General features: G+C 54.8%; 19 protein-coding genes and 1 pseudogene. 7 read left to right on the top strand and 13 right to left on the bottom strand.

Annotated elements, in window-relative coordinates; all coding sequences use genetic code 11:
• Positions 1 to 21: 21 nt before the first annotated feature.
• Entirely contained in the window at positions 22 to 1,341 is a 1,320-nt protein-coding gene (locus AABB29_RS06415; RefSeq protein ID WP_341367722.1) for a protein kinase, read from the top strand.
• A 61-nt stretch (positions 1,342 to 1,402) separates the two neighbouring features.
• Here the strand turns inward: AABB29_RS06415 and AABB29_RS06410 are convergent, their stop codons facing one another.
• The gene (locus AABB29_RS06410) at positions 1,403 to 1,984 is read right to left on the bottom strand and encodes a L,D-transpeptidase (RefSeq protein WP_373636904.1); all 582 of its coding nucleotides are present in this window, start codon (positions 1,982 to 1,984) and stop codon (positions 1,403 to 1,405) included.
• Between the two features lie 169 nt (positions 1,985 to 2,153).
• Between AABB29_RS06410 and AABB29_RS06405 the strand changes: the two genes are divergently transcribed.
• On the top strand, positions 2,154 to 2,702 hold the full coding sequence (locus AABB29_RS06405) for a CAP domain-containing protein (RefSeq protein ID WP_341367724.1): 549 nt from the start codon (positions 2,154 to 2,156) through the stop codon (positions 2,700 to 2,702).
• Positions 2,703 to 2,765: 63 nt separating this feature from the next.
• On the opposite strand, the gene AABB29_RS06400 is transcribed toward AABB29_RS06405, so the two are convergent.
• The 7 genes and pseudogenes from AABB29_RS06400 to AABB29_RS06370 form a co-directional block, all read right to left on the bottom strand.
• Entirely contained in the window at positions 2,766 to 3,236 is a 471-nt protein-coding gene (locus AABB29_RS06400) for a L,D-transpeptidase family protein (RefSeq protein WP_341367725.1), read from the bottom strand.
• A gap of 105 nt (positions 3,237 to 3,341) precedes the next feature.
• Entirely contained in the window at positions 3,342 to 4,544 is a 1,203-nt protein-coding gene (locus AABB29_RS06395) for a class I SAM-dependent RNA methyltransferase (RefSeq protein ID WP_341367726.1), read from the bottom strand.
• 1 nt (position 4,545) lies between these two features.
• Positions 4,546 to 6,378 carry an ABC transporter ATP-binding protein gene (locus AABB29_RS06390; RefSeq protein WP_373636830.1) on the bottom strand — a complete coding sequence of 611 codons (1,833 nt, stop codon included), beginning with the start codon at positions 6,376 to 6,378 and terminating at the stop codon, positions 4,546 to 4,548.
• A 196-nt stretch (positions 6,379 to 6,574) separates the two neighbouring features.
• The gene (locus AABB29_RS06385) at positions 6,575 to 7,156 is read right to left on the bottom strand and encodes a LysE family translocator (RefSeq protein WP_341367727.1); all 582 of its coding nucleotides are present in this window, start codon (positions 7,154 to 7,156) and stop codon (positions 6,575 to 6,577) included.
• A pseudogene (locus tag AABB29_RS06380) lies at positions 7,149 to 8,284 on the bottom strand (CCA tRNA nucleotidyltransferase). The gene AABB29_RS06385 and the pseudogene AABB29_RS06380 overlap by 8 nt, the downstream one beginning before the upstream one ends.
• Positions 8,281 to 8,865 carry a CoA pyrophosphatase gene (locus tag AABB29_RS06375; protein WP_341367728.1) on the bottom strand — a complete coding sequence of 195 codons (585 nt, stop codon included), beginning with the start codon at positions 8,863 to 8,865 and terminating at the stop codon, positions 8,281 to 8,283. The pseudogene AABB29_RS06380 and the gene AABB29_RS06375 overlap by 4 nt, the downstream one beginning before the upstream one ends.
• A complete protein-coding gene (locus AABB29_RS06370) occupies positions 8,858 to 9,847 on the bottom strand; it encodes an Hsp33 family molecular chaperone HslO (protein WP_341367729.1) in 990 nt (329 codons plus the stop codon). The genes AABB29_RS06375 and AABB29_RS06370 overlap by 8 nt, the downstream gene beginning before the upstream one ends.
• Before the next feature lie 77 nt (positions 9,848 to 9,924).
• Here AABB29_RS06370 and AABB29_RS06365 point away from each other — a divergent pair, with 77 nt between their 5' ends.
• Entirely contained in the window at positions 9,925 to 10,362 is a 438-nt protein-coding gene (locus AABB29_RS06365; RefSeq protein WP_341367730.1) for an NUDIX hydrolase, read from the top strand.
• A gap of 46 nt (positions 10,363 to 10,408) precedes the next feature.
• Here the strand turns inward: AABB29_RS06365 and AABB29_RS06360 are convergent, their stop codons facing one another.
• Both AABB29_RS06360 and AABB29_RS06355 read right to left on the bottom strand, forming a co-directional pair.
• On the bottom strand, positions 10,409 to 11,119 hold the full coding sequence (locus AABB29_RS06360) for a DNA helicase (RefSeq protein ID WP_341367731.1): 711 nt from the start codon (positions 11,117 to 11,119) through the stop codon (positions 10,409 to 10,411).
• A 223-nt stretch (positions 11,120 to 11,342) separates the two neighbouring features.
• Positions 11,343 to 12,092 carry a DNA repair protein gene (locus AABB29_RS06355; RefSeq protein ID WP_341367732.1) on the bottom strand — a complete coding sequence of 250 codons (750 nt, stop codon included), beginning with the start codon at positions 12,090 to 12,092 and terminating at the stop codon, positions 11,343 to 11,345.
• Positions 12,093 to 12,315: 223 nt separating this feature from the next.
• Here AABB29_RS06355 and AABB29_RS06350 point away from each other — a divergent pair, with 223 nt between their 5' ends.
• Both AABB29_RS06350 and msrA read left to right on the top strand, forming a co-directional pair.
• A complete protein-coding gene (locus tag AABB29_RS06350; protein WP_341368996.1) occupies positions 12,316 to 13,560 on the top strand; it encodes an argininosuccinate synthase in 1,245 nt (414 codons plus the stop codon).
• Between the two features lie 70 nt (positions 13,561 to 13,630).
• A complete protein-coding gene (gene msrA / locus AABB29_RS06345) occupies positions 13,631 to 14,248 on the top strand; it encodes a peptide-methionine (S)-S-oxide reductase MsrA (protein WP_341367733.1) in 618 nt (205 codons plus the stop codon).
• Here msrA and AABB29_RS06340 read toward each other — a convergent pair.
• Positions 14,242 to 15,105, bottom strand: a complete 864-nt coding sequence (locus AABB29_RS06340) for a ribokinase (RefSeq protein ID WP_341367734.1) — start codon at positions 15,103 to 15,105, stop codon at positions 14,242 to 14,244. The genes msrA and AABB29_RS06340 overlap by 7 nt on opposite strands.
• Positions 15,105 to 17,360: an NADP-dependent malic enzyme gene (locus tag AABB29_RS06335; protein ID WP_341367735.1), complete on the bottom strand. Its 2,256-nt coding sequence runs from the start codon at positions 17,358 to 17,360 to the stop codon at positions 15,105 to 15,107. Before AABB29_RS06335 ends, AABB29_RS06340 begins: the two co-directional genes overlap by 1 nt.
• 124 nt (positions 17,361 to 17,484) lie before the next feature.
• On the opposite strand from AABB29_RS06335, the gene mutS reads away from it, so the two are divergent.
• Together mutS and AABB29_RS06325 are read left to right on the top strand one after the other, a co-directional pair.
• Complete coding sequence (mutS, locus tag AABB29_RS06330; RefSeq protein WP_341367736.1) at positions 17,485 to 20,112, top strand: DNA mismatch repair protein MutS; 2,628 nt, start codon at positions 17,485 to 17,487, stop codon at positions 20,110 to 20,112.
• A 196-nt stretch (positions 20,113 to 20,308) separates the two neighbouring features.
• Entirely contained in the window at positions 20,309 to 22,240 is a 1,932-nt protein-coding gene (locus AABB29_RS06325; protein ID WP_341367737.1) for a TonB-dependent receptor domain-containing protein, read from the top strand.
• 644 nt (positions 22,241 to 22,884) lie between these two features.
• Here AABB29_RS06325 and AABB29_RS06320 read toward each other — a convergent pair.
• Positions 22,885 to 23,349 carry a TPM domain-containing protein gene (locus tag AABB29_RS06320; RefSeq protein WP_341367738.1) on the bottom strand — a complete coding sequence of 155 codons (465 nt, stop codon included), beginning with the start codon at positions 23,347 to 23,349 and terminating at the stop codon, positions 22,885 to 22,887.
• Between the last annotated feature and the right edge of the window lie 10 nt (positions 23,350 to 23,359).

The raw sequence follows: 23,359 nt of genomic DNA, 5'->3' as shown, positions 1-23,359 counted from the left end.
CGCGCGCATATTTGGTGAAAAATGATCCCTGCGGAGACGATCAAATCTGAGGATGTTCCAAGAGAAAGGAGCGAAGCGCTCCCGTCCGGAACGACTCTGCTTGGCGATCAGTTCACCATTAAACGCCCGCTCAGCAATGGCGGTTTTGGGATCACTTATCTGGCGCAAGACAACTATCTTGAGCGGAACGTGGTGATCAAAGAGTGCTTTCCTGAAGTATTCTGCCGCCGTGAAGGCCTGCAGGTTTTGGTCCGGTCCCATACCCATCACGAAAAATACCGGGCCATTGTCGAAATGTTCATGCGTGAAGCACGCAGCATTGCCAAAATGCGGCATCCGAACATTGTGGGTGTACACCGGATTTTTGAGGATAACGAAACCGCATATATGGTGCTCGATCTGATCGATGGCCGGGATATGTTGCATATTATCAAGGACCAAGAGCAGGTTCTGACGCCCCGCCAGATCACCGAGACGTTGATCAAAGTGCTGGACGCCGTCGATCTGGTCCATCGCCAAGATCTACTGCACCGCGATATCTCGCCCGACAATATCCTGTTGGATAAATGGGGTAGCCCGGTTTTGATCGACTTTGGTGCCGCACGCGAAGAGGCGAGCCGCGAAACACGCGCCTTGTCATCCGTGCTGGTCGTCAAAGACGGCTATTCGCCGCAAGAGTTTTACTTTGCTGGCGGCAAACAATCGCCCTGTAGCGACTTGTATGCGTTGGGCGCAACATTCTACCACCTTATCACCGGCGAAGCGCCGCCGAATAGCCAGACCCGTATGGCAGAATTCGCTGGAAAGAACCCCGATCCTTGCAAACCTCTGGCGGGCCGCTTTGACGATTTTGATCCCGATTTCCTGGCGGCGATCGACAAAGCCATGCAAATCCTGCCCAAAGACCGCATCCAATCTGCCCGCGAATGGGCGGATATGATCAACAAAGACACAAAAGCCGCACCAGCGCCTTTCAAGTTGGTTTCAAACGATAATCTTGGAAAAACGCTGACCCGTTTGGTGTCGGAAACCAATGAGTTTGTGAAGAAATCGCAGCCACGTGTCGGCAAGACAGCCGAAACGCCGCCCCCGCCAGTGACACCGCTTGATCAACGGCGCAAGCTGGACTGGATCGAAGAATTTAACGCCGAAACTTCTGAGGCTAGAGACGGCAAAATCAAACGACCTCGCCGGCCGCGCAGCGAAGTCAGCCGACCGAGCCGACCCAGTCGGCCAAAATCTATCGACGTGCTTCCTGAAATAGTGCCGCCGCCAATCAAACCCAGATTTGGTGTCGTTGGATTGGTGTTTTCCAAAATCGTCCACCGGAAACGCAGCTGAGGCGCGCGGCAAAAAGGGCGCCGGATAGGCGCCCCAGAAAACTAAAAGCTGCGGCCAATACTTAGATCAGCAATACCTGCGTGCCTACTTTGGCATAGCCATAAAGTTCGGCGATTTGTTCGTTATAAAGACCGATACAGCCGTTTGAAGAACGCCGCCCAATCTTACGCGTGTCATGCGTGCCGTGGATACGGTAATACCGCCAGCTTAGATAAAGCGCGTGTGTTCCCAATGGGTTATCCGGGCCGGGGCCGATGAAATCAGGCCATTCAGGGTTACGAATTTTCATCGCAGGGGTCGGCGCCCAGCTGGGCCCCTCTACCTTGCGGGTAATCTCGGTACGGCCGGTACGGGTCAAATCCTCAGTCAGTGGTACGCTAGTTGGGAACAGCTTGTAGATCGATTGATCTTCGGACCAGTAATGCAGCGCACGTGATTGGATATCGACCAGAATGGCACCGTTGCGAAGATTGCTAAAATAGGGCTGCCAATCCAGCGAACGGAAGCTTGAGATATTACGCTGCACCCCTTGCGAGATATCGCTTTCAATCTCGGTCGTGTTAGCACCCTGCGCGGCAGCACCTGTTCCGATCACGGCTGCTGTCCCAGCCAAAAACCCACGGCGCGAAAAATCATTCTTCATCATCTACTCCGAATCCTATGAAAAGGCTCATCACTCTATGATCTAATGTGTCCCCGGGGCCACCGCAATTCAAACAATCGTCAGGCAACGTTGAGGTGCGACGATGTGTGTTTGAAGTGTCTGGACAATACCGGTAAGCAAGACCGGCACAGTACAGGGCGAGAAGATAATGTATCGACGCGAATTGATGTTGGGTCTGTCGGCAGCAGTGTTAGCCGCATGTGGTCAAACACCCGAGCGGGCCGTTGGGCCAGATGGTTTGCCACTGCAATCCGTCTATCGGATCAGACCCCGCGACGAAGCCGCCGTGCAATTTCGGATGCTCGACAGTGTGAACGCTATTCGCCAGCGGGCTGGGGTAACGCCGGTGGAACTTGACCCACGCCTGAACGCGGCTGCGGCGACCCATGCCCGCGATATGTCGATCCAGAACCGCCCATGGCTTTTCGGATCTGACGGGTCAAGCCCACTTGATCGCGCCCGCCGCGTCGGCTTTCCGGGCCGATTGCTGGGTGAGAATATCTCAGAATCCTACGAGACCGAATTGCAGACTTTGGCTGCATGGATGGGTCAAAATGATACGCGCACCGTCATCGTTGATCCAAACGCCCGCTTTATGGGATTCGCCTGGTTTCAGGAACAAAGCGGCAAGTTATGGTGGACGCTCAACATGGGAAGTGACCCGGCTGTACAGCAGGCCATCCCATCCGCCGTTTAGAATTTATAGCGTTTCGTGATTGTCTTGAGACGCAGCTTCGCTGCCTCTCGCTAAACGCTAAAATTAGGCGTAAATGAAGATTTTCGTGTTGGTCTGGACCATGGCGTAGACCTCGTCCATTTCGTGATTTTGTACGGCGATGCAGCCCCAGGTCCAGTCCCGGTAACCTTGCCACGCCTTTGGTGTACCGTGGATGAAGATATCCCCGCCAGGGCTAACCCCGAGCTCACGCGCGCGCGCGACATCTGACGCGTTTGGATATGAAATACCCAGCGATAGGTGAAAGCGGCTTTGCGGATTGCGCCGATCAATACGGTAGGCACCCTCGGGCGTACGCCCGTCGCCCTCTTGGGCTTTATGACCCTCAGGTGCGAAACCCAACGCGACATCATATTGCTTCAAAAGCCCATTGTGATGCAGCAATTGCATCACGCGCTGCTGCTTGAACACCTGAATACGCGTTACCTCTGGCCCGGTATATCTTGGAATATCGTTTGAACAACCTGCCGCACCAAGTGCGGCGCCAATCATCATTGACCGTCTTGAAATCATGTCTCTGCCTACTGCCCCGGTCTGCGCCGTTTTGACTGTATTACTGAATAATTGTGGCCAAAGGGAGGAAAAGATTTGGTTAATGATTCACTTGCGTGTGAAAGCTGCAACAAGTTCCACATGGGCGGACCAGCGAAACTGATCCACAGTTTGGACCCAGCCCATATCAAAACCTGCATCTACAAGTGATTTTGCATCACGCGCAAATGTCACGGGGTTACAGGACACCATCGCAATGGTGCCAATGTCAGAGCGGCACAGCGTATCGATCTGCGCCTCGGCACCCGCCCGCGGTGGATCGATGACAGCCGTATCAAAATACCCAAGCTCATCCGGTTCAAGCGGTCTGCGGAATAGGTCACGCGTTTCCGTCGTTACCTTGCGCAACTCGTGCCCCTCGCGCCATCCTTTATCCAGCGCCGCGAGCATGTGACTTTCGCCTTCGACTGCGTGAACCTCGGCCCGTTTTGCAAGCGGCAGGGTGAATGTCCCGCACCCCGCAAAAAGATCGACGATCCGGATCGCCTTACTTGTGATTTGCTCAACCGCGGAAAGTAGCGCCAATTCCCCATGTTTCGTTGCCTGCAGGAATGCGCCGGGTGGCGGCGTTACTTTGCTGCCCCCGAAATCCTGCGCAGGCGGATTGATGACCACAACTGGTTCATCATTCCAGACCAGCCGTGACAACCCGTATTTATTTGCAAGCCCTGCCAGTTCGACCCGCAATTGCGGTGTCAGATCCTTGTCTGTTTCGACAAGGATATCAGGCCCGTGCGCCGCTTCGGTCACAGTCAGATCGATTTCGCCCTTGCGTGAGCAGGCCAGCAAAGTCAGCGCTTCGAGTACCGGTTGGCTGGCTGTCAGTGCTGGTGTCACCAACTGGCAATCCGGCACTGCAATCACGGTGTCTGACCCTTTGGTATGAAAGCCGACCATCGCCCCTTTTTTCGTCCGGCGCCCAGAATATTTGGCCCGCCGCCGCGATTGCGCTGGCGATGTCACGATTGGTTTGAAATCGGGATCCAAGCCACGGGCTTGCAGAGCTTTTGCGACGATATCCTGCTTCCAATCGGCCACAAACCCATCATTGGCATGTTGCATCGCGCAACCGCCGCAGGATTTGAAATGCCTGCAAGGTGCCGCGACCCGATCAGCCGATGGTGTGACGATGCGGATGGTACCATCCTGCGCCACGTCCACCAATTCCCCTGGCAAAACCCGCGGCAAGACCGATTGCCCGTCAGAGGCCCGGCCAAGGCCGAGATGGTTCAGGCTTTCGATGGTCAGCATGTTATTCCGCAGCGTCTTTTACATTGATGAAACCGCCTGATTGCCGGTTCCAGTACCGGGCATAAAGCCCGCCTGCCGCCAGAAGATCAGCATGTGTTCCTTGTTCTACAATCCGCCCCGCGTCAAGAACGACGATACGATCCATTTGCGCCAGGGTTGACAGACGGTGGGCGATAGCGATCACCGTTTTGCCCGCCATGATCTTTTCAAGCGCGGCTTGAATAGCGGCTTCGACCTCGGAATCGAGCGCGCTGGTCGCTTCATCCAGCACAAGAATAGGCGCATCTTTCAGAATCGCCCGCGCAATCGCGATCCTTTGCCTTTGGCCGCCCGATAGCTTGACCCCCCGTTCGCCAAGATGCGCCTCATACCCTGTCCGGTCGTTAAAATCCTTGAGCGTCGTGATGAATTCATGCGCCTCGGCTTGGGTCGCAGCGGCTTCGATTTCATCCTGGCTGGCGTCAGGTTTGCCATAAAGGATGTTATCCCGCGCCGACCGGTTGAACATGGCCGTTTCCTGCGTGACCATCCCAATATGGCGGCGCAGGCTTTCTTGCGTGACCGCGGACACATTTTGCCCGTCGATCAGCACGCGCCCTTCTTCGGTGTCGTAAAGGCGCAAAAGTAGCGCAACCAGCGTCGACTTACCCGCGCCCGACGCACCGACAAGCCCCAGTTTTTCGCCCGGCGCAATATCAAGCGAGACATCCGACAGCCCACCCGGCCCGCCGCCATAGTTGAAACTAACCTTATCCAGCGTGATTGCGCCATGCGGCACCTCTAGCAGCTTTGCATCCGGACGATCAGTCAGCGCATGGGCCGGGCTGAGCGTGCGAATTGCATCCTCAATCTCGCCCACGTTCGAATACATGCCCATGATCGTGAAACTGACCCAGCCCGTCATCTGGGCCAGGCGCAGGGAAATTGCACCGGCTGCCGCGATATCACCGGCTGTCGCGCTGCCCGTTGTCCAGAAATACAGTGTAGCACCGACCAAAATGACTGGAAGCACTCCACCAAGCAACATCATGGAAAAACGGAAACTGGCGGCCATCCAGCCCCAGCTGACAGCGGTCGTCCAGTAGCTGTGCATCGCATCGATTGCGGCCCGGTCTTCGTGGTCATCATGGGCAAAAAGCTTGACCGTTTTGATATTAGTGATCGTGTCGACAACCTGACCCGTCACCATAGCCCGTGCAGCGGCCCGCGCCTTGGACCGCTTACGCACGCGCGGCATGAAGAACTTGATCACCCAAACATAGGCCAGCACCCAGACCGCCAAAAGTACCGCAGAACGCATATCGATTGTAAAAAGCAGCAGCACAGAGGCCACCACAGACGCCAACGCAAAGGCGATTGTATGGATCATATCGACGGTCAGTTCGGTCATCGCCCGCGCCGCTTGCATCTGCTTTTGCGAAATCCGCCCGGCGAAATCATTGTCGAAGAATGCGACAGCTTGGCCAATTGTGTGCCGATGCAGGCGCGACAAGATCAGATTGTTCAACGCAGGCGCCATGCCGACCGATTGCATCACACCGGACACCCCAAAGGATAGCGGCCGCAAGATCATGAAAAACATCAGGACGCCGATCAGCATCAAGCTATTGGTTGAGAAGAACCCATCGACGTTGGATGACAATGCCGCATCAATGACCCAGCCCAGGATCACTGCCGTCATGACCTCTAACATGCCCGCAAAAGATGAACATAGACCGGCAATACCAATAACTTTGAACCCGCCCGACATCGCCCAGCGCAGAAAGGCGAGCAGCGTGTGCGGCGGCGGTCCATCAGCCCGCTTAAACGGATCAATCCATGTTTCGACTTGCATGACTTGCCTGCCTATCTGCTTACGGCACGTTTTTGGCCGTAGATGTTGTTTGCCTGCAAAATAACGGGCGGTCTTGGCTTTGAAATTAGAACGCTAACGACATCATCCAACAAAAACATCATCGCGCCGGCGAAATCGCACAATCAGAGGCCAGAAGCGAAGAGGGAACTATGCCGTAAGCATAACGAGGTTCTTTTCAAAGAAAAACCAAAACCGGAAACAAAACCAATGCAAGCGCCATGATGCGCATAAAGAGCCGCCAAATGCCTGGGTTGGTTAAAAGGTAGGACAAAGCCGTTCCGGTCGACGTCCAGAACAGACAAACGCCAAGGTTCAACCCCGAGAATGTCGCACCTAACACCACAGCCTGCCCCAGAGGCGTCATTGCTGGCACGTAAGCCATCGCGCTGAATGCCACAGCCCATACTTTGGGGTTCACCCATTGGAACAAAACCGCCTCTAGAAAAGTAAATGGCCTTTCCTGATCTTTAGACTGCGCCGGGTCCGCGCCCCATAGCTGCACGGCCATCCAGACGATCCACCCAGCCGCCGCCATTTTCAGGATCAACGTCAGTTCTGGCAGCGTTTGCAGCAATGCCCCAAGCCCAAGGCCAGTAACGCCGGATGTTATACCTACCCCAAAGGCCACCCCAAGGATATGCGGTGTTGTTCGGCTGAAACCAAACCGTGCACCTGATGTTGTTAGAAGGATGACATTCGGCCCTGGTGAGAATAGCCCCAGAAAAACGAACCCGAAAAGCGGTAGAAATTCATTCAAGAAGTTCGGCCTTTGTCAGTGAAAAGCCGGACGCGATCCAGCGTGCCTCGGCCGCTTTCAGCGCCTTGCCCAGCGCAGCACCCTGCAGTCCCGGCATCAGATCAGCCGCTTTTAGCGGGAAGGTCTGATTGGCCGCATGTTGTACCTTTTTGGCAAGGTTAGTGTCTATTTCGTGCCCCAGCGAGGCCGCTTCGATCATCAGACGGTCCATCCCGACATCAGCCCCAAATCGATATGCCGCCTCGGCATGCGATATCTGCGTTTCAATCTGTTCAAGACGTTTGATTTGTTCTTTCGACAGGCGCAGCGCCTGCACCGGGTTACCCCCCAAAACTGCGAGCCGCCGGATTGCATCTGACTGGAGGCCACCCATTTGTTCGAGATACACCAACACGGAAAGCGCGCCCGTTTCTGCGCCAGGTAGGATCTGCGCAAGCCCCCCGTCGATGCCATTGACGCGGCAGCAGGGCTTGGATCAGGCGCAGCAAGCAGTTTCAGAAGCTCGCTGGTCACCCGTTCCACCGATAGTTGCTGCAACCCTTCGACATTTGCGCCACACGCAGCAAGCCCATCGGGGTCGATACCGGCACTGGCGTCACCGTACCATGCGTAGAACCGAAAGAACCGCAGTATGCGCAAGTAGTCTTCTTTGATCCGTTGATCGGCGTTCTCGATAAACCGGATCCGCCGCGCCTGAAGATCCGGTAAGCCCCCAAGTGGGTCCGCGATCTGACCCTGCGCATCAGCATAGAGGGCATTCATCGTGAAATCCCGACGACGCGCGTCATCCGTCATGTTATCGGCAAAGGCGACGGTTGCCCGCCGCCCATCTGTCGCGACATCACGCCGGAATGTTGTCACCTCAAATGGCGTGTTTTCCGCAAGAATAGTGACTGTTCCATGCGCGATCCCTGTTGGGATCACCTTAAGTCCGGCGCCTTTGGCAAGGGCTGTGACCTGGTCGGGATGTGCGTCGGTCGAGAGGTCTAGATCGGCCACAGGCACACCCAGCAATCCGTTGCGCACGCACCCCCCAACAAACCAGGCCTGATAGCCTGCATCAGTCAACAATGCGCAAACTTGTTGCGATGCCCGATCTTGCAGCCAGGATGCGGTGAGCTGGATCATGTCATACGCTCTGCCAGTGCGCGCAGGATGCGGGCTGTGGCGCCCCAGATGTAATAGGGTCCGTAAGGCACGGCATAATAGTGCCGTTTGCGGCCTTGCCAGCGTCGCCCTTCGATCTGGAACATCTGAGGTGAAGTGACATGCCGCAGTGGTACTTCGAACACTTCGCTGACTTCGCCAGCTTCTGGGGTCGGATCAAACCCCCCGTTCACGAGTGCCAGTACCGGTGTTACCTGATAGCCTGTCACAGTCTGGTGCGGGGGCAGCGCGCCAAGTATGTCGACTTGATGTCGGGGCAATCCGATTTCTTCTTGGGCTTCACGCAAAGCCGCATCGATCGGCCCTGCATCACCAGGATCTTGCTTGCCGCCAGGAAAGGCGATTTGCCCGGGGTGGTGTTTGAGCCGCGCAGAGCGTTTTGTGAGAATAACAGTCTCTGTTTCCGCCCGAATGCCTATCAAAACGGACGCTGCCGTCAGCGCGTGATCGGGCACGCGCACATCATCATTGAGGTCAAAGTCAGAGGATGCATCGCCTGATTGCGACAATGCATCCTGCAGTCTTTGGGTAAGATCAGGCACCGGGTTCCTTTGCCTCAAACCCGAGCGTTTCGGGTGCAAATACATAATGGGCGCCGCAGAATTGGCAGTCTGCTGTCACGGTGCCTTCGGGCGTCACCATGGTGCTGATGTCCTTGGCTGAATAGATCGACAGGCTTTGCCGCACTTTGTCTTCAGAGCAGCTGCATCCAAATGTGATCGCTTGCGCGTCAAAGACCCGAGGTTGCTCTTCGTGGAACAGACGGACCAGCAGATCCGTTGGCGCCACGGATGGGCCGATGAGTTCTAGTTGCTCGACCGTATCAAGCAAGATGTTGGCGCGGGACCAGTTTTCGCCCTCATCATTGGCCAAGATATCAGCCGGCTCGATCAACCCACCTTCGCCGCTGCCGCCTTCACCCGATACATGGGGTGAGGCTTTGGGCATGTGCTGCAACATCACGCCGCCTGCCCGCCAATGCGCATCTTCGCCGGGTTGCTGTGAACGCCCGTAGGTCAGCTCAAACCGGGTTGGGATTTGTTCGGATTGTGCAAAATATGTCTGGGCACAGGCCGACAGTGAACCACCGGCGATTGGGGTGATCCCTTGATAAGGGGTCATGCCTTCGCCTTGGTCTATAAGAATTGCGAAATACCCGTCACCGATTTGCGGGAAACCTTCGCCTTCGGGCTCTAACCGATCTGCATCATAGGACGCATAGGCACGGATGCGCGCAGGGGCGCCTTCGTCGGTGGGACCGTAATAGTCGGTGGCAATCAGTCGGGCCGCACCTGAGCCGCGGACTTGCAAAGACAGTTTCCACCGCAGCTTGACCGTCTGGCCGATTAACGCAGTCAGCAGGGCCATTTCAGCGACCAATGCCTCAATCACCGGCGGATAGTCGTGTTGGGCCAGCACCTGTTCAAGCACCCCATCCAAACGGGCCACGCGCCCACGGATATCCGAGGCGTCCAGTTGAAACGGCAGGACAGTATCATCCCAAGCGATTTTGCCGATGCTCATAGGCTTTCCTTACATGTACAGGGCTGGCATACCGCGCCTATATAAGCGGGGCAAGATCGGGTCCAAGGGGATAAGCTATGATCAAACGGTATGGCGAGACGCCCAAAAGCGGTCAGCGATACAAGGTACGGCATGGGGCCTATGCGGTTTTGCTGCGTGGGGATCAGGTTTTGCTGACCTGGCAGGGCGGAATTCATAACGAATTTCAACTGCCTGGCGGCGGGATCGATCCGGGTGAAAGCCCGGTGCAAGCCTTGCACCGCGAAGTATTCGAGGAAACCGGTTGGAGCATCACCCGCCCGCGCCGTCTGGGCGTATTTCGGCGGTTTGCCTATATGCCTGAATACGACAAATGGGCAGAAAAAATCTGCCACATTTATCAGGCCTTTCCGGTGCGCCGATTGGCCGAGCCGACCGAGCCAGACCACACCGCGATTTGGGCGCATCGCGAGACGGCCCTCGCCATGCTGTTTAATGACGGAGACGCGACGTTTCTGGCCGGGGCCGGTATTTGAGCGGTCGGATACCCGCTGGACTTCTGCTAGGCTCAACCCCGCGATGCTATGGGGCGGCCTTTAGCGATGTGACGTTAAGTCGCCCGTTATGCAGGAAACAAGCTGCATCGAAATGATCCGTCTCAAATGGGTTCGGCTGACGCAGATCAGTGATATCCGGTATTTCTTTGCCGCTTAGATCAAAAGATCGGTCGATTTGGGAAATCAAGGCAAAGATGGTGCCGGTCTGATCTGCGTATTGGCGCAGCGCGCCCAGCTGATCGTTTAAGTGGGGATGACGACGGTTCTGATCCAGAAGCTGCAGGTAGTCGACAATGACCAGCGCGGGCGCGGTATGTTTTGAAATCTGATCAACAATATGATCCGCGCAAATCCCGTCTGAGGTATCAACGGTCAGACCATTGTGACCCGTCACACCAATATCGGTCAGCCGACCTTCGACATCCCGGTGGTGGTAATCCAGCGTAAAGACAAAGCCCCGACGGTTAAGTCGCGCAGCCTCGCTTGCCAGTTTTAACCCAAGCAGCGTTTTGCCATGGCCCGGCCTCGCGGCAAGGACCAGCAGGGTGCCGGGTGTCAGATGCCGCATCACCGCTTCGGCCGGGCCGGTTTGGGCCGAAGCGGTAAGATGACTCCATCCGCGATACCCCTCGCGGCTGGCCACTTGGTCCAACGCCTTATGAAGTGGCAAATTGCCTGCGCGCGCCAGTCTCTTGGCCTGATGTTTTAATAGGTAGATAGGTGCAGAAAGCTGCATTTTCGTGTCCTTCTCAGGACGAGCGACATGGTGCAATCCCCCCTTATGCCCGCGCCCGTCAGAGTGTGGTCACATCCATTGGCTCCGCACGACAGTGCTTTCCGAAGTGAGGGGCGGTGGCCCAAGCGAGGCCGTAGGTCACGGTACCTCACTTCAGCATATTAGCAAACCAAAATGAGTGCGCATATTGGGTCACCCCGTAAGTCTGGGGTCAGGGCGCCCTTTATTCTGCTGGAATACCATGTGGCATTGGATAGACATTTGCACCACCGAAGGGCGCGTTCGGTGTCGGCATTACCTCGGCGACCCGCGCCTCGAGCTGAGACAGGCGCGACGCAACGATGCTTTCTTCCATGTCTACTTCGGCTGCCCATTTTTCGATTTCACGGCAATCCTGCAACGCTTGTTCAATACGCGCCTTTTGCTGTTCCGCCTCTTGCTGGCGTTGGCGCAAGAACATGCGCGCCCGATCAACCTTTTCATCCGAATAGATTTGCGCGAGATCACGTGACTGCTGACTCATCTGCGCAGCTATTTCCATGATATCTGTTTCCAGATTTCCAAGTTCTGGGTGATCCCGTAGAAATGCAAGTCGTTCACGTACGGCATCAAATTCTGATTTTAGTGTAAACATGCCCGAGCGATCTGCGGCATGAGCCGCATGATAAGCGCGCGTCACATCGTCCATTTTCAGGTGGAACGCGCGATGGCTATTCTGCAATTGATTGATCTTGGCGCTGGACGGCAGAAATGACGCAAAGAGGATCAATATAAGCGTACCAACGATCTGCAAGAACTGTCCTGCTTGCGGCAAGACCGTGTCCCCAAACACAGCTGTGAATTCAAGCCAAGGGGCCAGACCCAAAAGGCAAATGACTGTATAGATCACAGCCGCTGCGGCCATACATCCCACCAAAATCAATAGCGCCATATTCACGACGCTTGATACACTTCTAAGTCTCGCAGCCAGCATTTTCTGTTTCTCCTTTGGTCCTTCGTCTTTGTGCGCCCCACTGAGAAAATGGGCATGAAGGCGGCTGCTTTCATGGGGAAATCAGCTGTTCCGTTCCCCCGATTGTTCCAAAATCCACATTGATAAATCTAAGGTTGTATGGCGCAGGCAAACTACCGGAAAGCTCTATGATGGCCTGATCCTTGCCCCGCCTTCTGAAAAGCGGTATCGCCCGGCTTAGGATATATCTGATGCAAAGGCCCAGCGCATGACCGCCCCGAAAAAAGTTGTTCTCGCCTATTCTGGTGGATTGGATACTTCGATCATCCTGAAATGGTTGCAGACTGAGTATGATTGCGAAGTGATCACCTTCACCGCCGATCTTGGCCAAGGGGAAGAGCTGGAACCTGCCCGCAAAAAGGCCGAGATGATGGGTGCAACCAACATCTATATCGAGGACCTGCGCGAAGAATTTGTCCGCGATTTCGTTTTCCCAATGTTTCGTGCGAACGCGCTTTATGAAGGTCTGTATCTTCTGGGCACATCCATTGCGCGTCCGTTGATTTCCAAGCGGCTGGTTGAGATTGCTGCCGCAGAAGGCGCCGATGCCGTGTCCCACGGAGCGACAGGCAAGGGGAACGACCAGATCCGGTTTGAACTGGCCGCCTATGCGCTGAACCCTGAGATTAAGGTTGTTGCCCCATGGCGTGAATGGGATCTGGGCAGCCGCACCAAGCTGATCGATTTTGCTGAAAAGCACCAAATCCCCATCGCCAAAGACAAACGCGGCGAGGCCCCTTTCAGCGTTGACGCGAACCTGCTGCATACCTCATCTGAGGGCAAAATTCTGGAAGACCCCGCCGAAGAAGCGCCGGAACATGTCTACCAGCGCACAGTCAGCCCTGAAGCAGCCCCTGATACACCCGAAATGGTCGAAATTACCTTCGAGCGTGGCGATGCTGTTGCCATTAACGGTGAAATGATGTCACCAGCCACGATCCTAACCAAGCTGAATGAGCTGGGCGGAAAGCATGGCGTCGGTCGTCTTGATCTGGTTGAAAACCGCTTTATCGGTATGAAATCCCGCGGCGTCTATGAAACCCCCGGCGGCACTGTTCTGTTGGAAGCCCATCGCGGGATCGAGCAGATCACGCTTGATAGCGGCGCTGGGCATCTTAAGGATAGCATCATGCCGCGCTATGCCGAGCTGATCTACAATGGTTTCTGGTTCTCACCTGAACGCGAAATGCTGCAAGCCCTGATCGACAAGAGCCAGGAACATGTGTCCGGCACTGTTCGGGTGAAACTGTACAAGGGCTCGGTTACGACTGTTGCCCGTTGGTCGGATGAAACGCTTTATTCTGAAGAACATGTCACATTCGAAGATGATATGGGCGCATACGATCAGTCTGATGCGCAAGGCTTTATCCAGTTGAACGCCTTGCGTTTGAAATTGCTGGCGGCACGGAACAGAAAAACCAAAAACTGATACCTTGGGGTGAATTGCAACGCATTGATCATCTGATTACGCTGTTTCGAAAGTTTCGGAGCGTGATCAGATGTTAAAATGGTTTCTTGCGACCTTCAGTATCATCGTTCCTGTCAAAACCGCTGCCGACACCGCGATCTTTGCCGGCGGCTGCTTTTGGTGCGTTGAAAGCGATTTTGAAGCCGTTCCTGGCGTCCGTGAGGTTGTCTCGGGCTATACTGGGGGGACAACTGAAAACCCGACATATCGCACGCTTAAGGGATCTGGCCATTATGAAGCTGTCCAGATCTCTTACGATGCGGATGTTGTAAGCTACGAACAATTATTACATGCGTTTTTCCGCTCGATCGATCCGACCGATGCGGGTGGCCAATTTTGTGACCGCGGCGATAGCTACCGTACGGCTGTTTTCGTCTCTAATACGGCCGAATATGCAGCTGCAGAGACTGCAAAGTTGGTTGCGCAAGAGGTGCTGGGACAACAGGTCGTCACGGCAATTTTGGAAGCTGGTCCATTTTATCCAGCAGAACCCATTCATCAGGATTACTATCGCGGCACCACACTTGTCGTGACCAGACGCGGCGTTAAAACGCAGGCCGAGGCTTATACTTTCTATCGCGAAGCGTGTGGCAGAGATGCCCGTGTAACCGCGTTATGGGGTGAAGACGCGATTTTTGCCGATCACTGAAGCGCTTGTACCTCGGACAGATCAGGAATGACATCAGCCGTTCCGGGCCGCGTTACCATTAGCGCGGCAGCCTTGGTTGCCTGTTTGATCGCCTGTGCCATTGGCATTCCGCGGTCCAGCCCAGCGAGCACATATCCGGTGAACGTATCCCCCGCGCCTGTCGTGTCGACCGGATCAACCTGACGCGCGGGGAAATGTTCCTTTTCGCCCGTGCCGTACCAATCAGCCCCATCAGCCCCGAGTGTAACGATCACATCGCGCACCGGCAGATCCTTGGGCGACTGACCTGTCGCCTTATGCAACTGCTCGGCCTCGATCGCGTTCAGGATCAGAAAATCAAGATGTGGCAGAACCGCCTGTACCCGCGCCGCATCAAAAGGTGCTGCTGCATACGCAACCTGCAATCCCATCCGCTTACCAAGTGCAGCGGCAGTTCTTTGAAGGTTCGTTTCGTTCTGAATAACCAGCCAATCGCCAGTCTGCGCCTCGGCCATAGCAGTTTGCAGCGTGGTTTGCGGAATTTCCGCATTTGCACCGGGATGCAATAAAATCGCGTTTTCACCCCCGGGGTCCACCATGATGATAGCTTGGGCTGTTTCAGTGTCTATTTCGGCGATATTGCGGATATCTACGCCATATTCCAACAACCGTTCAACCGCCCAACCGCCATCTGGACCGACGGCCCCGATATGGTTCACATGCGCCGCAGCACGGGCGGCAGCAACTGACATATTTGCCCCCTTACCCCCAAGAAAGGCCTGCCGCTTCGTCGAACTGAGCGTTTCACCTGGCGCCGGAATATGCGGTACCGAATAGATGTAGTCCGCGTTGATTGATCCAAGATTCCAAATTGCCATCAGTCCACCTTGCAAGCTGCGATTACAGCCATGTTCAAAATATCATTTACCGTGGAAACGGTTGAGCAGATTTGTACAGGTTTCCCTATCCCAGACAGAATGGGACCGATCACAGTCGCCCCCGCCATTTCCTGCATCAATTTGACCGAGATCGACGCCGAGTGCCGTGCAGGCACCACTAGCACGTTGGCTGGTCCCGTTAAGCGCTGAAATGGATAGTTTTCTTGTGCGCGAACATTCATCGCCACATCAACTGTCATTTCGCCCTCATATTCGAAGTCGACATTGCGGGTATCAAGTACCTTGGGAGCCTTATGCATCTTCTCGGCCCGTTCTGAGACCGGGTAACCGAATGTCGAAAACGACAAGAACGCCACCCGTGGTTCAAGCCCGAGTTCCCTTGCCACAAAAGCCCCACGTTCGGCGATATCAGCAAGGTCATTCTCGTCCGGCCATTCGTGCACCAAGGTATCGGCAATCAGCACGATCCGTCCTTTGTGTAGGACGGCAGTCACGCCGACGGCCCCGTCATGCGGCTCGGCGTCAAAAACGTGATTGATAAGTTCCAGGATATGCGCCGATTTTCGCGTAGCGCCAGTCACCATGCCATCAGCATGCCCATGCGCGAGCATCAATGCCGCAAAAACATGACGATCCCGCGCGGCAAGCCGGTGCACGTCTTGCCCATCAAAACCTTTGCGCTGCAATCGTTGATAGAGGAAATCCTTATAAGTATCCAAATGTGCCGTATTCGCCGCGTTGACGATTTCCAGCTCTTCGAATGCCTCGGCCAACCCTTCGGCTGTGAGTTTTTCCTTTACCTCTTCATCACGTCCGACAATCAACGCCTTACCCATGCCTGAGCGTTGATAAAGCACAGCAGCCCGCAAGACGCGCGGATCATCCCCTTCTGCGAAGACGAGTTTCGACTGGTTGGCCCGCGCCCGTGCATTCAAACTGCGCAGGATCGATTGCGTCGGATCCATCCGCGATTTGAGGTTCGCCTCATACGCTTCGATATCGACAATGGGCCGCCGCGCGACACCAGTTTTCATTCCCGCCTGTGCAACTGCTGTCGGGATCCGGTGGATAAGCCGAGGATCGAAAGGCGTGGGAATAATGTAATCGCGCCCGAAGCTCAGTTTTTTGCCGTAGGCCATTGCGACCTCATCCGGCACGTCTTCGCGGGCGAGGGCGGCCAAAGCTTCGGCGCAGGCGATTTTCATTTCGTCATTGATGGCGCGTGCATGGATGTCGAGCGCACCCCGGAACAAGTAGGGGAAGCCCAGCACGTTGTTGACCTGATTGGGGTAGTCGCTGCGCCCTGTGGCCACGATCGCGTCTTCGCGGACGGCATGTGCATCCTCGGGCGTGATTTCCGGATCGGGGTTCGCCATGGCAAAAATAACAGGGTTTTGGGCCATGTTAGACACCATTTCCTGAGTCACCGCCCCCTTTGCACTGACCCCTAGAAAGACATCGCACCCTTTGATTGCGTCATCGAGACTACGCGCCTTGGTGTTTGCCGCATGGGCCGATTTCCATTGGTTCATCCCTTCGGTTCGACCTTGGTAGATGACGCCCTTCGTGTCGCACATGATGCAATTGTCATGCTTGGCGCCCATCGCCTTGAGCAGTTCAAGACACGCAATCCCCGCCGCACCGGCGCCGTTGAGCACGATTTTGACGTCTTCGATTTTCTTACCCGACAAGTGTAGCGCGTTCAGCAGACCCGCCGCACAGATCACCGCCGTCCCGTGCTGGTCATCGTGAAACACGGGGATGTCCATCTGCTCTTTCAAGGTTTGTTCAATGATGAAACATTCCGGCGCTTTGATATCTTCGAGGTTAATCCCCCCAAAGGTTGGGCCCATAAGACGGACCGCTTTGATGAACTCTTCGGGGTCTTCGGTGTCCAGTTCGATATCAATCGAATTTACATCCGCAAAACGCTTAAAAAGGACGGATTTTCCTTCCATTACCGGCTTACCGCCGAGCGCGCCAAGATTGCCAAGCCCCAAAACCGCCGTCCCGTTTGAGATCACGGCGACCAGATTTCCCTTGTTGGTGTAATCATAAGCCGTTGCAGGGTCGGCGGCGATTTCCTCGCACGGGATGGCGACGCCTGGGGAATAGGCCAATGACAAATCGCGCTGGGTTGTCATCGGAACTGTCGCTTGGATTTCCCATTTGCCCGGGGCAGGGTGCATATGGAATTGCAGTGCGTCTTCACGCGTCAGTTTCGTCTTCGGCATCGTGTCCCCCCAAGGTTGCGACCCCAGACATAACGGTTTCGGTGTACCGCTCGCAACGTATTCATTTCGGGGTGTCGCGTCTTTCATGGCCTGTTAATGTGCCACTGATGATCCGGGGGGATGCATGAGTACCGCTAAATCCAATGTCACGCCCATGATGGCACAATATCTTGAAATCAAAGCAGCGCACCCGGATGCGCTGCTGTTTTATCGTATGGGCGATTTCTACGAGATGTTCTTTGACGATGCCGTCGCAGCTGCCGAAGCGTTGGATATCGCGCTGACAAAGCGCGGCAAGCATGAGGGCAATGAAATTCCAATGTGCGGCGTCCCGCATCATGCGGCTGAGGGGTATTTTCTGACGCTTATCCGTAAGGGCTTTCGCGTTGCTGTTTGCGAACAGATGGAAAGCCCAGCCGAAGCGAAGAAACGCGGATATAAGGCCGTTGTGAAACGCGAAGTTGTCCGCCTGGTCACCCCCGGCACTTTGACCGAGGATTCACTGTTGGACGCGCGCCGGCATAATTTCCTGGCGGCTTATCATGTCGTGCGCGATCAGGGTGCGTTAGCTTGGGTCGATATTTCAACCGGTGCGTTTCACGTCATGACGTGCCCCGGGACCATGCTAGGCCCTGAATTGGCCCGATTGACCCCAAAAGAGCTGATTGTTGTCGATGGATCAGAGGCTGATTGGGCCGGGTTAGTATCTGATTCCGGCGCCACAATGACCACTTTGGGAGCCGCCGCATTTGACAGTTCTGCTGGCGAAAAGCGCCTTTGCAATCTCTACAAAATCGGTTCGCTCGATGCATTTGGCAAATTTGGCCGACCAGAAATCGCCGCAATGTCCGCCGTGGTGGAATATCTAGAGATCACCCAAAAAGGAAACTTGCCGCTTTTGCGACCACCCGTTCTTGAAGGGCAATCGGCTGGCATGCAGATCGACGCTGCCACCCGAAAATCGCTGGAATTAACGCAGGCCATCGGTGGTGGACGTCAAGGATCGCTGCTGCATTGCATCGACCGCACCGTCACGGCAGGTGGTGCGCGTCTGTTGGAGCGTAGGTTATCCTCGCCATCTTGTACATTGTCTGTCATTTCAGGTCGGCAGGATTCTGTTGCTTTTCTGGTGGAACAGAGTCGATTGACGGCCGATATCCAGGACCATTTACGCGGCGTGTACGATTTGGATCGCGCGTTGTCCCGCCTCGCACTGGATCGTGGGGGGCCGCGCGATATGGCAGCAGTGCGCAATACGCTGGGTCAGGCGATTTCATTGGCTGAGGCGCTGCCCGATGCAATGCCAAACCTGCTGTCGACTGCCGCCAAGGATTTGACCGGACATGATCGGCTTCTAGATCTACTCGATCAGGCTTTGATCGCTGAACCGCCGCTACTGGCCAGAGACGGCGGCTTTATCGCCCCTGGTTACGACGAAGAACTAGATGAAGTGCGGACCCTGCGGGATGAGGGCCGGTCTGTGATCGCCAATATGCAGGCCCAATATGCAGAGCTGTCCGGCGTCCAGTCGCTGAAGATCAAGCACAACAACGTGCTGGGCTATTTCATTGAAACCACCGCAACCCACGCGGAAAAAATGATGGCAGCGCCCTTAAGTGAAACCTTCATTCATCGCCAGACGACTGCCAATCAGGTGCGGTTTACGACCGTAGAGCTATCCGAGATTGAAACACGGATATTGAATGCTGGTGGGCGGGCTCTTGAGATCGAAAAGCGACTCTATTCTAGCATAACAGAGGCAATTATTGCGCAGGCCGGTCCTTTGGGAGCATTGGCCCGGGCATTGGCCGAGATCGACCTGGCTGCCGCACTTTCCCATCTGGCCGTCGCTGAAAACTGGGTCCGCCCGAAAGTAGATGACAGCCGCGCCTTTGAGATCACGGGCGGGCGGCATCCAGTTGTCGAGGCCGCGTTGCAAAAAGACGGTGCCCCATTTGTTGCCAATGATTGCGGGCTGACCGATGCATCTATTTGGTTACTAACCGGCCCAAACATGGCCGGTAAATCGACCTTTTTGCGCCAAAACGCCTTGCTTGCCGTGCTCGCACAGATGGGTAGTTTTGTTCCGGCGAATGAAGCGCATATTGGTATCGTCAGTCAAATTTTCAGCCGCGTCGGTGCGTCGGATGACCTCGCACGGGGCCGTTCCACGTTCATGGTCGAAATGGTGGAAACGGCGGCGATCCTGAATCAAGCCAACGATCGCGCCTTGGTGATCCTGGATGAAATTGGGCGGGGGACGGCCACCTATGATGGGCTTTCGATCGCCTGGGCCACACTAGAGCATTTACATGATGTGAACCGCTGCCGCGCACTCTTTGCCACCCATTACCACGAAATGTCTGCCCTATCAGCAAAGCTGGATGGCGTGGAAAACGCCACCGTTTCTGTAAAGGAATGGGAAGGCGATGTGATCTTTCTACACGAGGTGAAACGCGGAACGGCAGACCGAAGCTATGGTGTGCAAGTCGCCCGGTTGGCGGGTCTGCCGCCTGTTGTTGTGGAACGGGCCAAGGTCGTTTTGGACGCGTTAGAAAAAGGCGAAAGAGAGGGCGGTTCCAGCAGTAAGGCGATCATTGATGATCTACCTTTGTTTGCAGCCACGCCGGCACCTGTTACGACACCAGAACCAAGCTCTGCTGTCGAAGACAAATTGAAGGATGTCTTGCCCGATGAGTTGACCCCAAAAGAGGCACTTGCCCTTGTTTATGAACTACGGGATTTACTGTAAATTCGGCGGTTACCGTATTTTGTTCAAGGCTAATCAACCCACGCGGATTTTGGGCAACACTACTTACATAAATACCGGTGAGGATGCTTTTCCGATCTCTGCGACTTGCCATCCCTGAAAGCCGGTGAAATAGGCCCGATAGTCCAGGCAGCCATCGTTTCACTAGCTACCCACTACTTCGAATTAGGGGATAGCAATGAAAACGAACGCCTTTGTTGCCAGTGTCGTGGCAACCTTCACCGCTGGTATGGCCCATGCGCAGGCCACCGAACCATTTGTTCTGGGGACGATCTATCTTGGGTCCGACGCCACAACAACAATCGGGATCGACAACGAAGATCTCACACGGACCGATCCAACCGATCTGCAAGATGTATTTAGCACCGAAGCTGCGATCTCAGTTGGGAGCTCGCTTCCTGTTTCACAGAAAATCTACGTGCAGGGTGTTGAGGAAAATAACCTGAACGTCACCATTGATGGGGCTAGGCAGAACAATCGGATTTTCCACCATTCTGCCACAACCTATATTGATCCGACACTGTTGAAAGCCGTTCGGGTCGATCCCGGTGTCGCACCAGCAGACGCTGGACCGGCCGCCTTGGCCGGTGCAATAGCATTTGAAACCAAAGACGTTGATGATCTTTTGGAACCAGGCCGAACATTTGGCGGCCGTTTCTCAACCGGGTTTGAAAGCAATGGTGAGACTGCTTCAGCAAACCTTGCCCTGTATGGTCGGAATGGCAATTTTGAATATCTGGTGTTCGGTAATGTCGCCGATGGTGACGTCCAGGAAGATGGGAATGGCGATACGATCCTTGGTTCCAGCACGTCACTGGAAAGTGGACTGGCTAAGGTTGCTTATAATGGCACCGATGGCAGCAGAATTGAGCTGTCCTATGAACGTGTCGAAGATGCAGCACAACGGCCGTTCCAAGCTGACTTTGCGGGAACGATTGGAGCAACCAGCACACGGCTTTATGGTCTAACCCGGCAGAACTTGGTCCTTTCCTATACCGGAGGCAATACAACCAATCTGTGGGCACCATTCCTTCAGCTTGCATATAACACAACCGAATTGGAAACCGGAGAAAGTGCATTCGGTACATTTGGCGGCACCAGTGAAAGCGTTACTGGTAAGGCGCAAAATGAGTTCACTATCGACAGCGGTACGATTGTCGTCGGTGCCGACTTCTACAGCGACTCTGTCAACATCGAAGAAGTTGGCGGTGGTGGCTTCTTTGCCGAAGAGTTAGCGCAAAACATTGGTCTCTTCGCCCAAGGTCGTTTCGATCTGGCAGACCGTGCGCGGGTATCGACCGGTGCTCGGATCGACGCACAGCGTTTTGAGGGACTCGATGGGACATCTTATGAAAATGTTGGCGCATCTTCTAACGTCGCCGCTGACGTGGATGTCACAGATACAATCACGTTAAGCGCGGGTGTATCCCATGGCTGGGGTGGTATCGCGTTGGCTGAGAGCTTTATCATGGACACTGGTTGGGTTTATCCGGATGAAATCGAAGTCGCGCGCTCTGAAAACATCTACATCGGTGCCGCTACCCATCTTGGCGCTTTAGAACTAGATGCCAAAGTCTTTCGTACTGTGATTGAGAATGCACGTACCCCACAAGGCACCCCAGAGACGACATCCGATCTTGAATCAGTAGGTTTTGAGATGGGCGCTCAGTACAAATGGGCGCAAGGTTTCGTTAAATTCGGCTATGCAAACATTAACAGCGAAATTAACGGCGTCCAGGCGGATAGTTATTCCGGTCGCTATTTGACAACGCCAGTCGGCGAACAAATTGTGCTTGAGGTTGGCCATACTTTTGACGCCATCGGCGTTACAGTAGGGGGCGATGCACAAATCGCACTTGAGCGGACGGATCTGTACAACTTTGGTTCGGATGCATCACCGTTGCCACAATACGAAGTCGTTAATGCGTTTGCTGAATACAAGCCACGCCAATTGACAGGTCTTACAGTGCGCGGCGAGGTGGCCAACCTGTTTGATGCCCAATACGCTGATCACGCGACCTACGGTCAAGAATTTGTCGATTCTGACGACCTGATCCCGCTATATGAGCCCGGCCGGTCATTCGGTGTACGTGTGACTTACGAATTCTAAGTCGTCACACTGTCCCGCCATCATCTTGGCGGGACAAACTCTGATGTTCTGTCCAAACGAATCTGCTGGAATCTAACGGCTCACCAACGCCCACTAGCGCCACCGCCACTGGATCGTCCACCGCCGCGACGGCTGCCTGAGCTCGATGATGAGCTTTTTGTCTTTCGCGGAATCGTACGGGTCACCGAATATTGCGCACTGCAATGATGGCAACTGTAGTCTGTCCGGCGCAAACCGCTTGAAGAATAGGTTGCCACGCGGATGGTGTGGCTATTGCCAGAAACCGTTCGAAATTTGCATTCGCGACACGCACCATAGCGAGAGAGCCAGCTGCGGTAAGCCTCGATTGTGATATGATCGCAGTGGTCACAATACCAAACATCGTAGTCAACGCTTTCCAGCTGCTCTTCCATCAGCTGACCAGGGGACAGGCCGTCATCTTCGGATTCTTCTAGATGGCGACGCATCTTGCTGCGATCATTTGGACAGATGCGCGGTCTGTTGCGTTGAATACGCCGGACAAGCCGGACGACAAACGGAAAAGCGGCAAAAACCGGGGCCAGCAACCACCAACCAAGGCCGACAAAGACCCGTTTCAGACCATTCCATGTCCGAACAAGCCAAGAGCTGTCATATTCGCCCGGTTAGCGGCCGGTGACTTCGTAGATGATTTCGGTGACGCCAGCTTCAATACCTGCGGGATAGTCATCTACACGAAAATGAGGGACAATTTTCTTATCGATAACGTACTGCATGGCACCGTTGAGCTGATCACCGTAGCCTGCACCAACCTCGATCCGGAGTTCGCGATCAAAACGTGATACCAGCAATAGCAAACCATCATTTCGGTCTGCGTCACCAATACCCCAGGTGTTAAATAACCCGGTGGCAAAGGTTTCGATGCTGCCGTCATGGCCGTATTGCGACATCCGTGGGATTGTCAAAACCGTAAACTCGATATCGGTTTCTTGATAAAGTTCGTCCAATGTAGCCCGCAGACTGTCTTCTTCTGTATCATTCAGAAGGTTCGCGTAGTCGTTGATGTAATGATCGACGTCAGCGGGGTAGGACTGCGCAAAAGCCGTACCCAAAGATAAAAGCAGGAGCAAAGCCCCTGCT

The sequence above is a fragment of the Yoonia sp. BS5-3 genome, from assembly GCF_038069655.2.
Taxonomy (GTDB): Bacteria; Pseudomonadota; Alphaproteobacteria; order Rhodobacterales; family Rhodobacteraceae; genus Yoonia; species Yoonia phaeophyticola.
The sequence above is the reverse complement of the archived record's forward strand: the minus strand, read 5'-3'. Positions and strand labels throughout refer to the sequence as shown.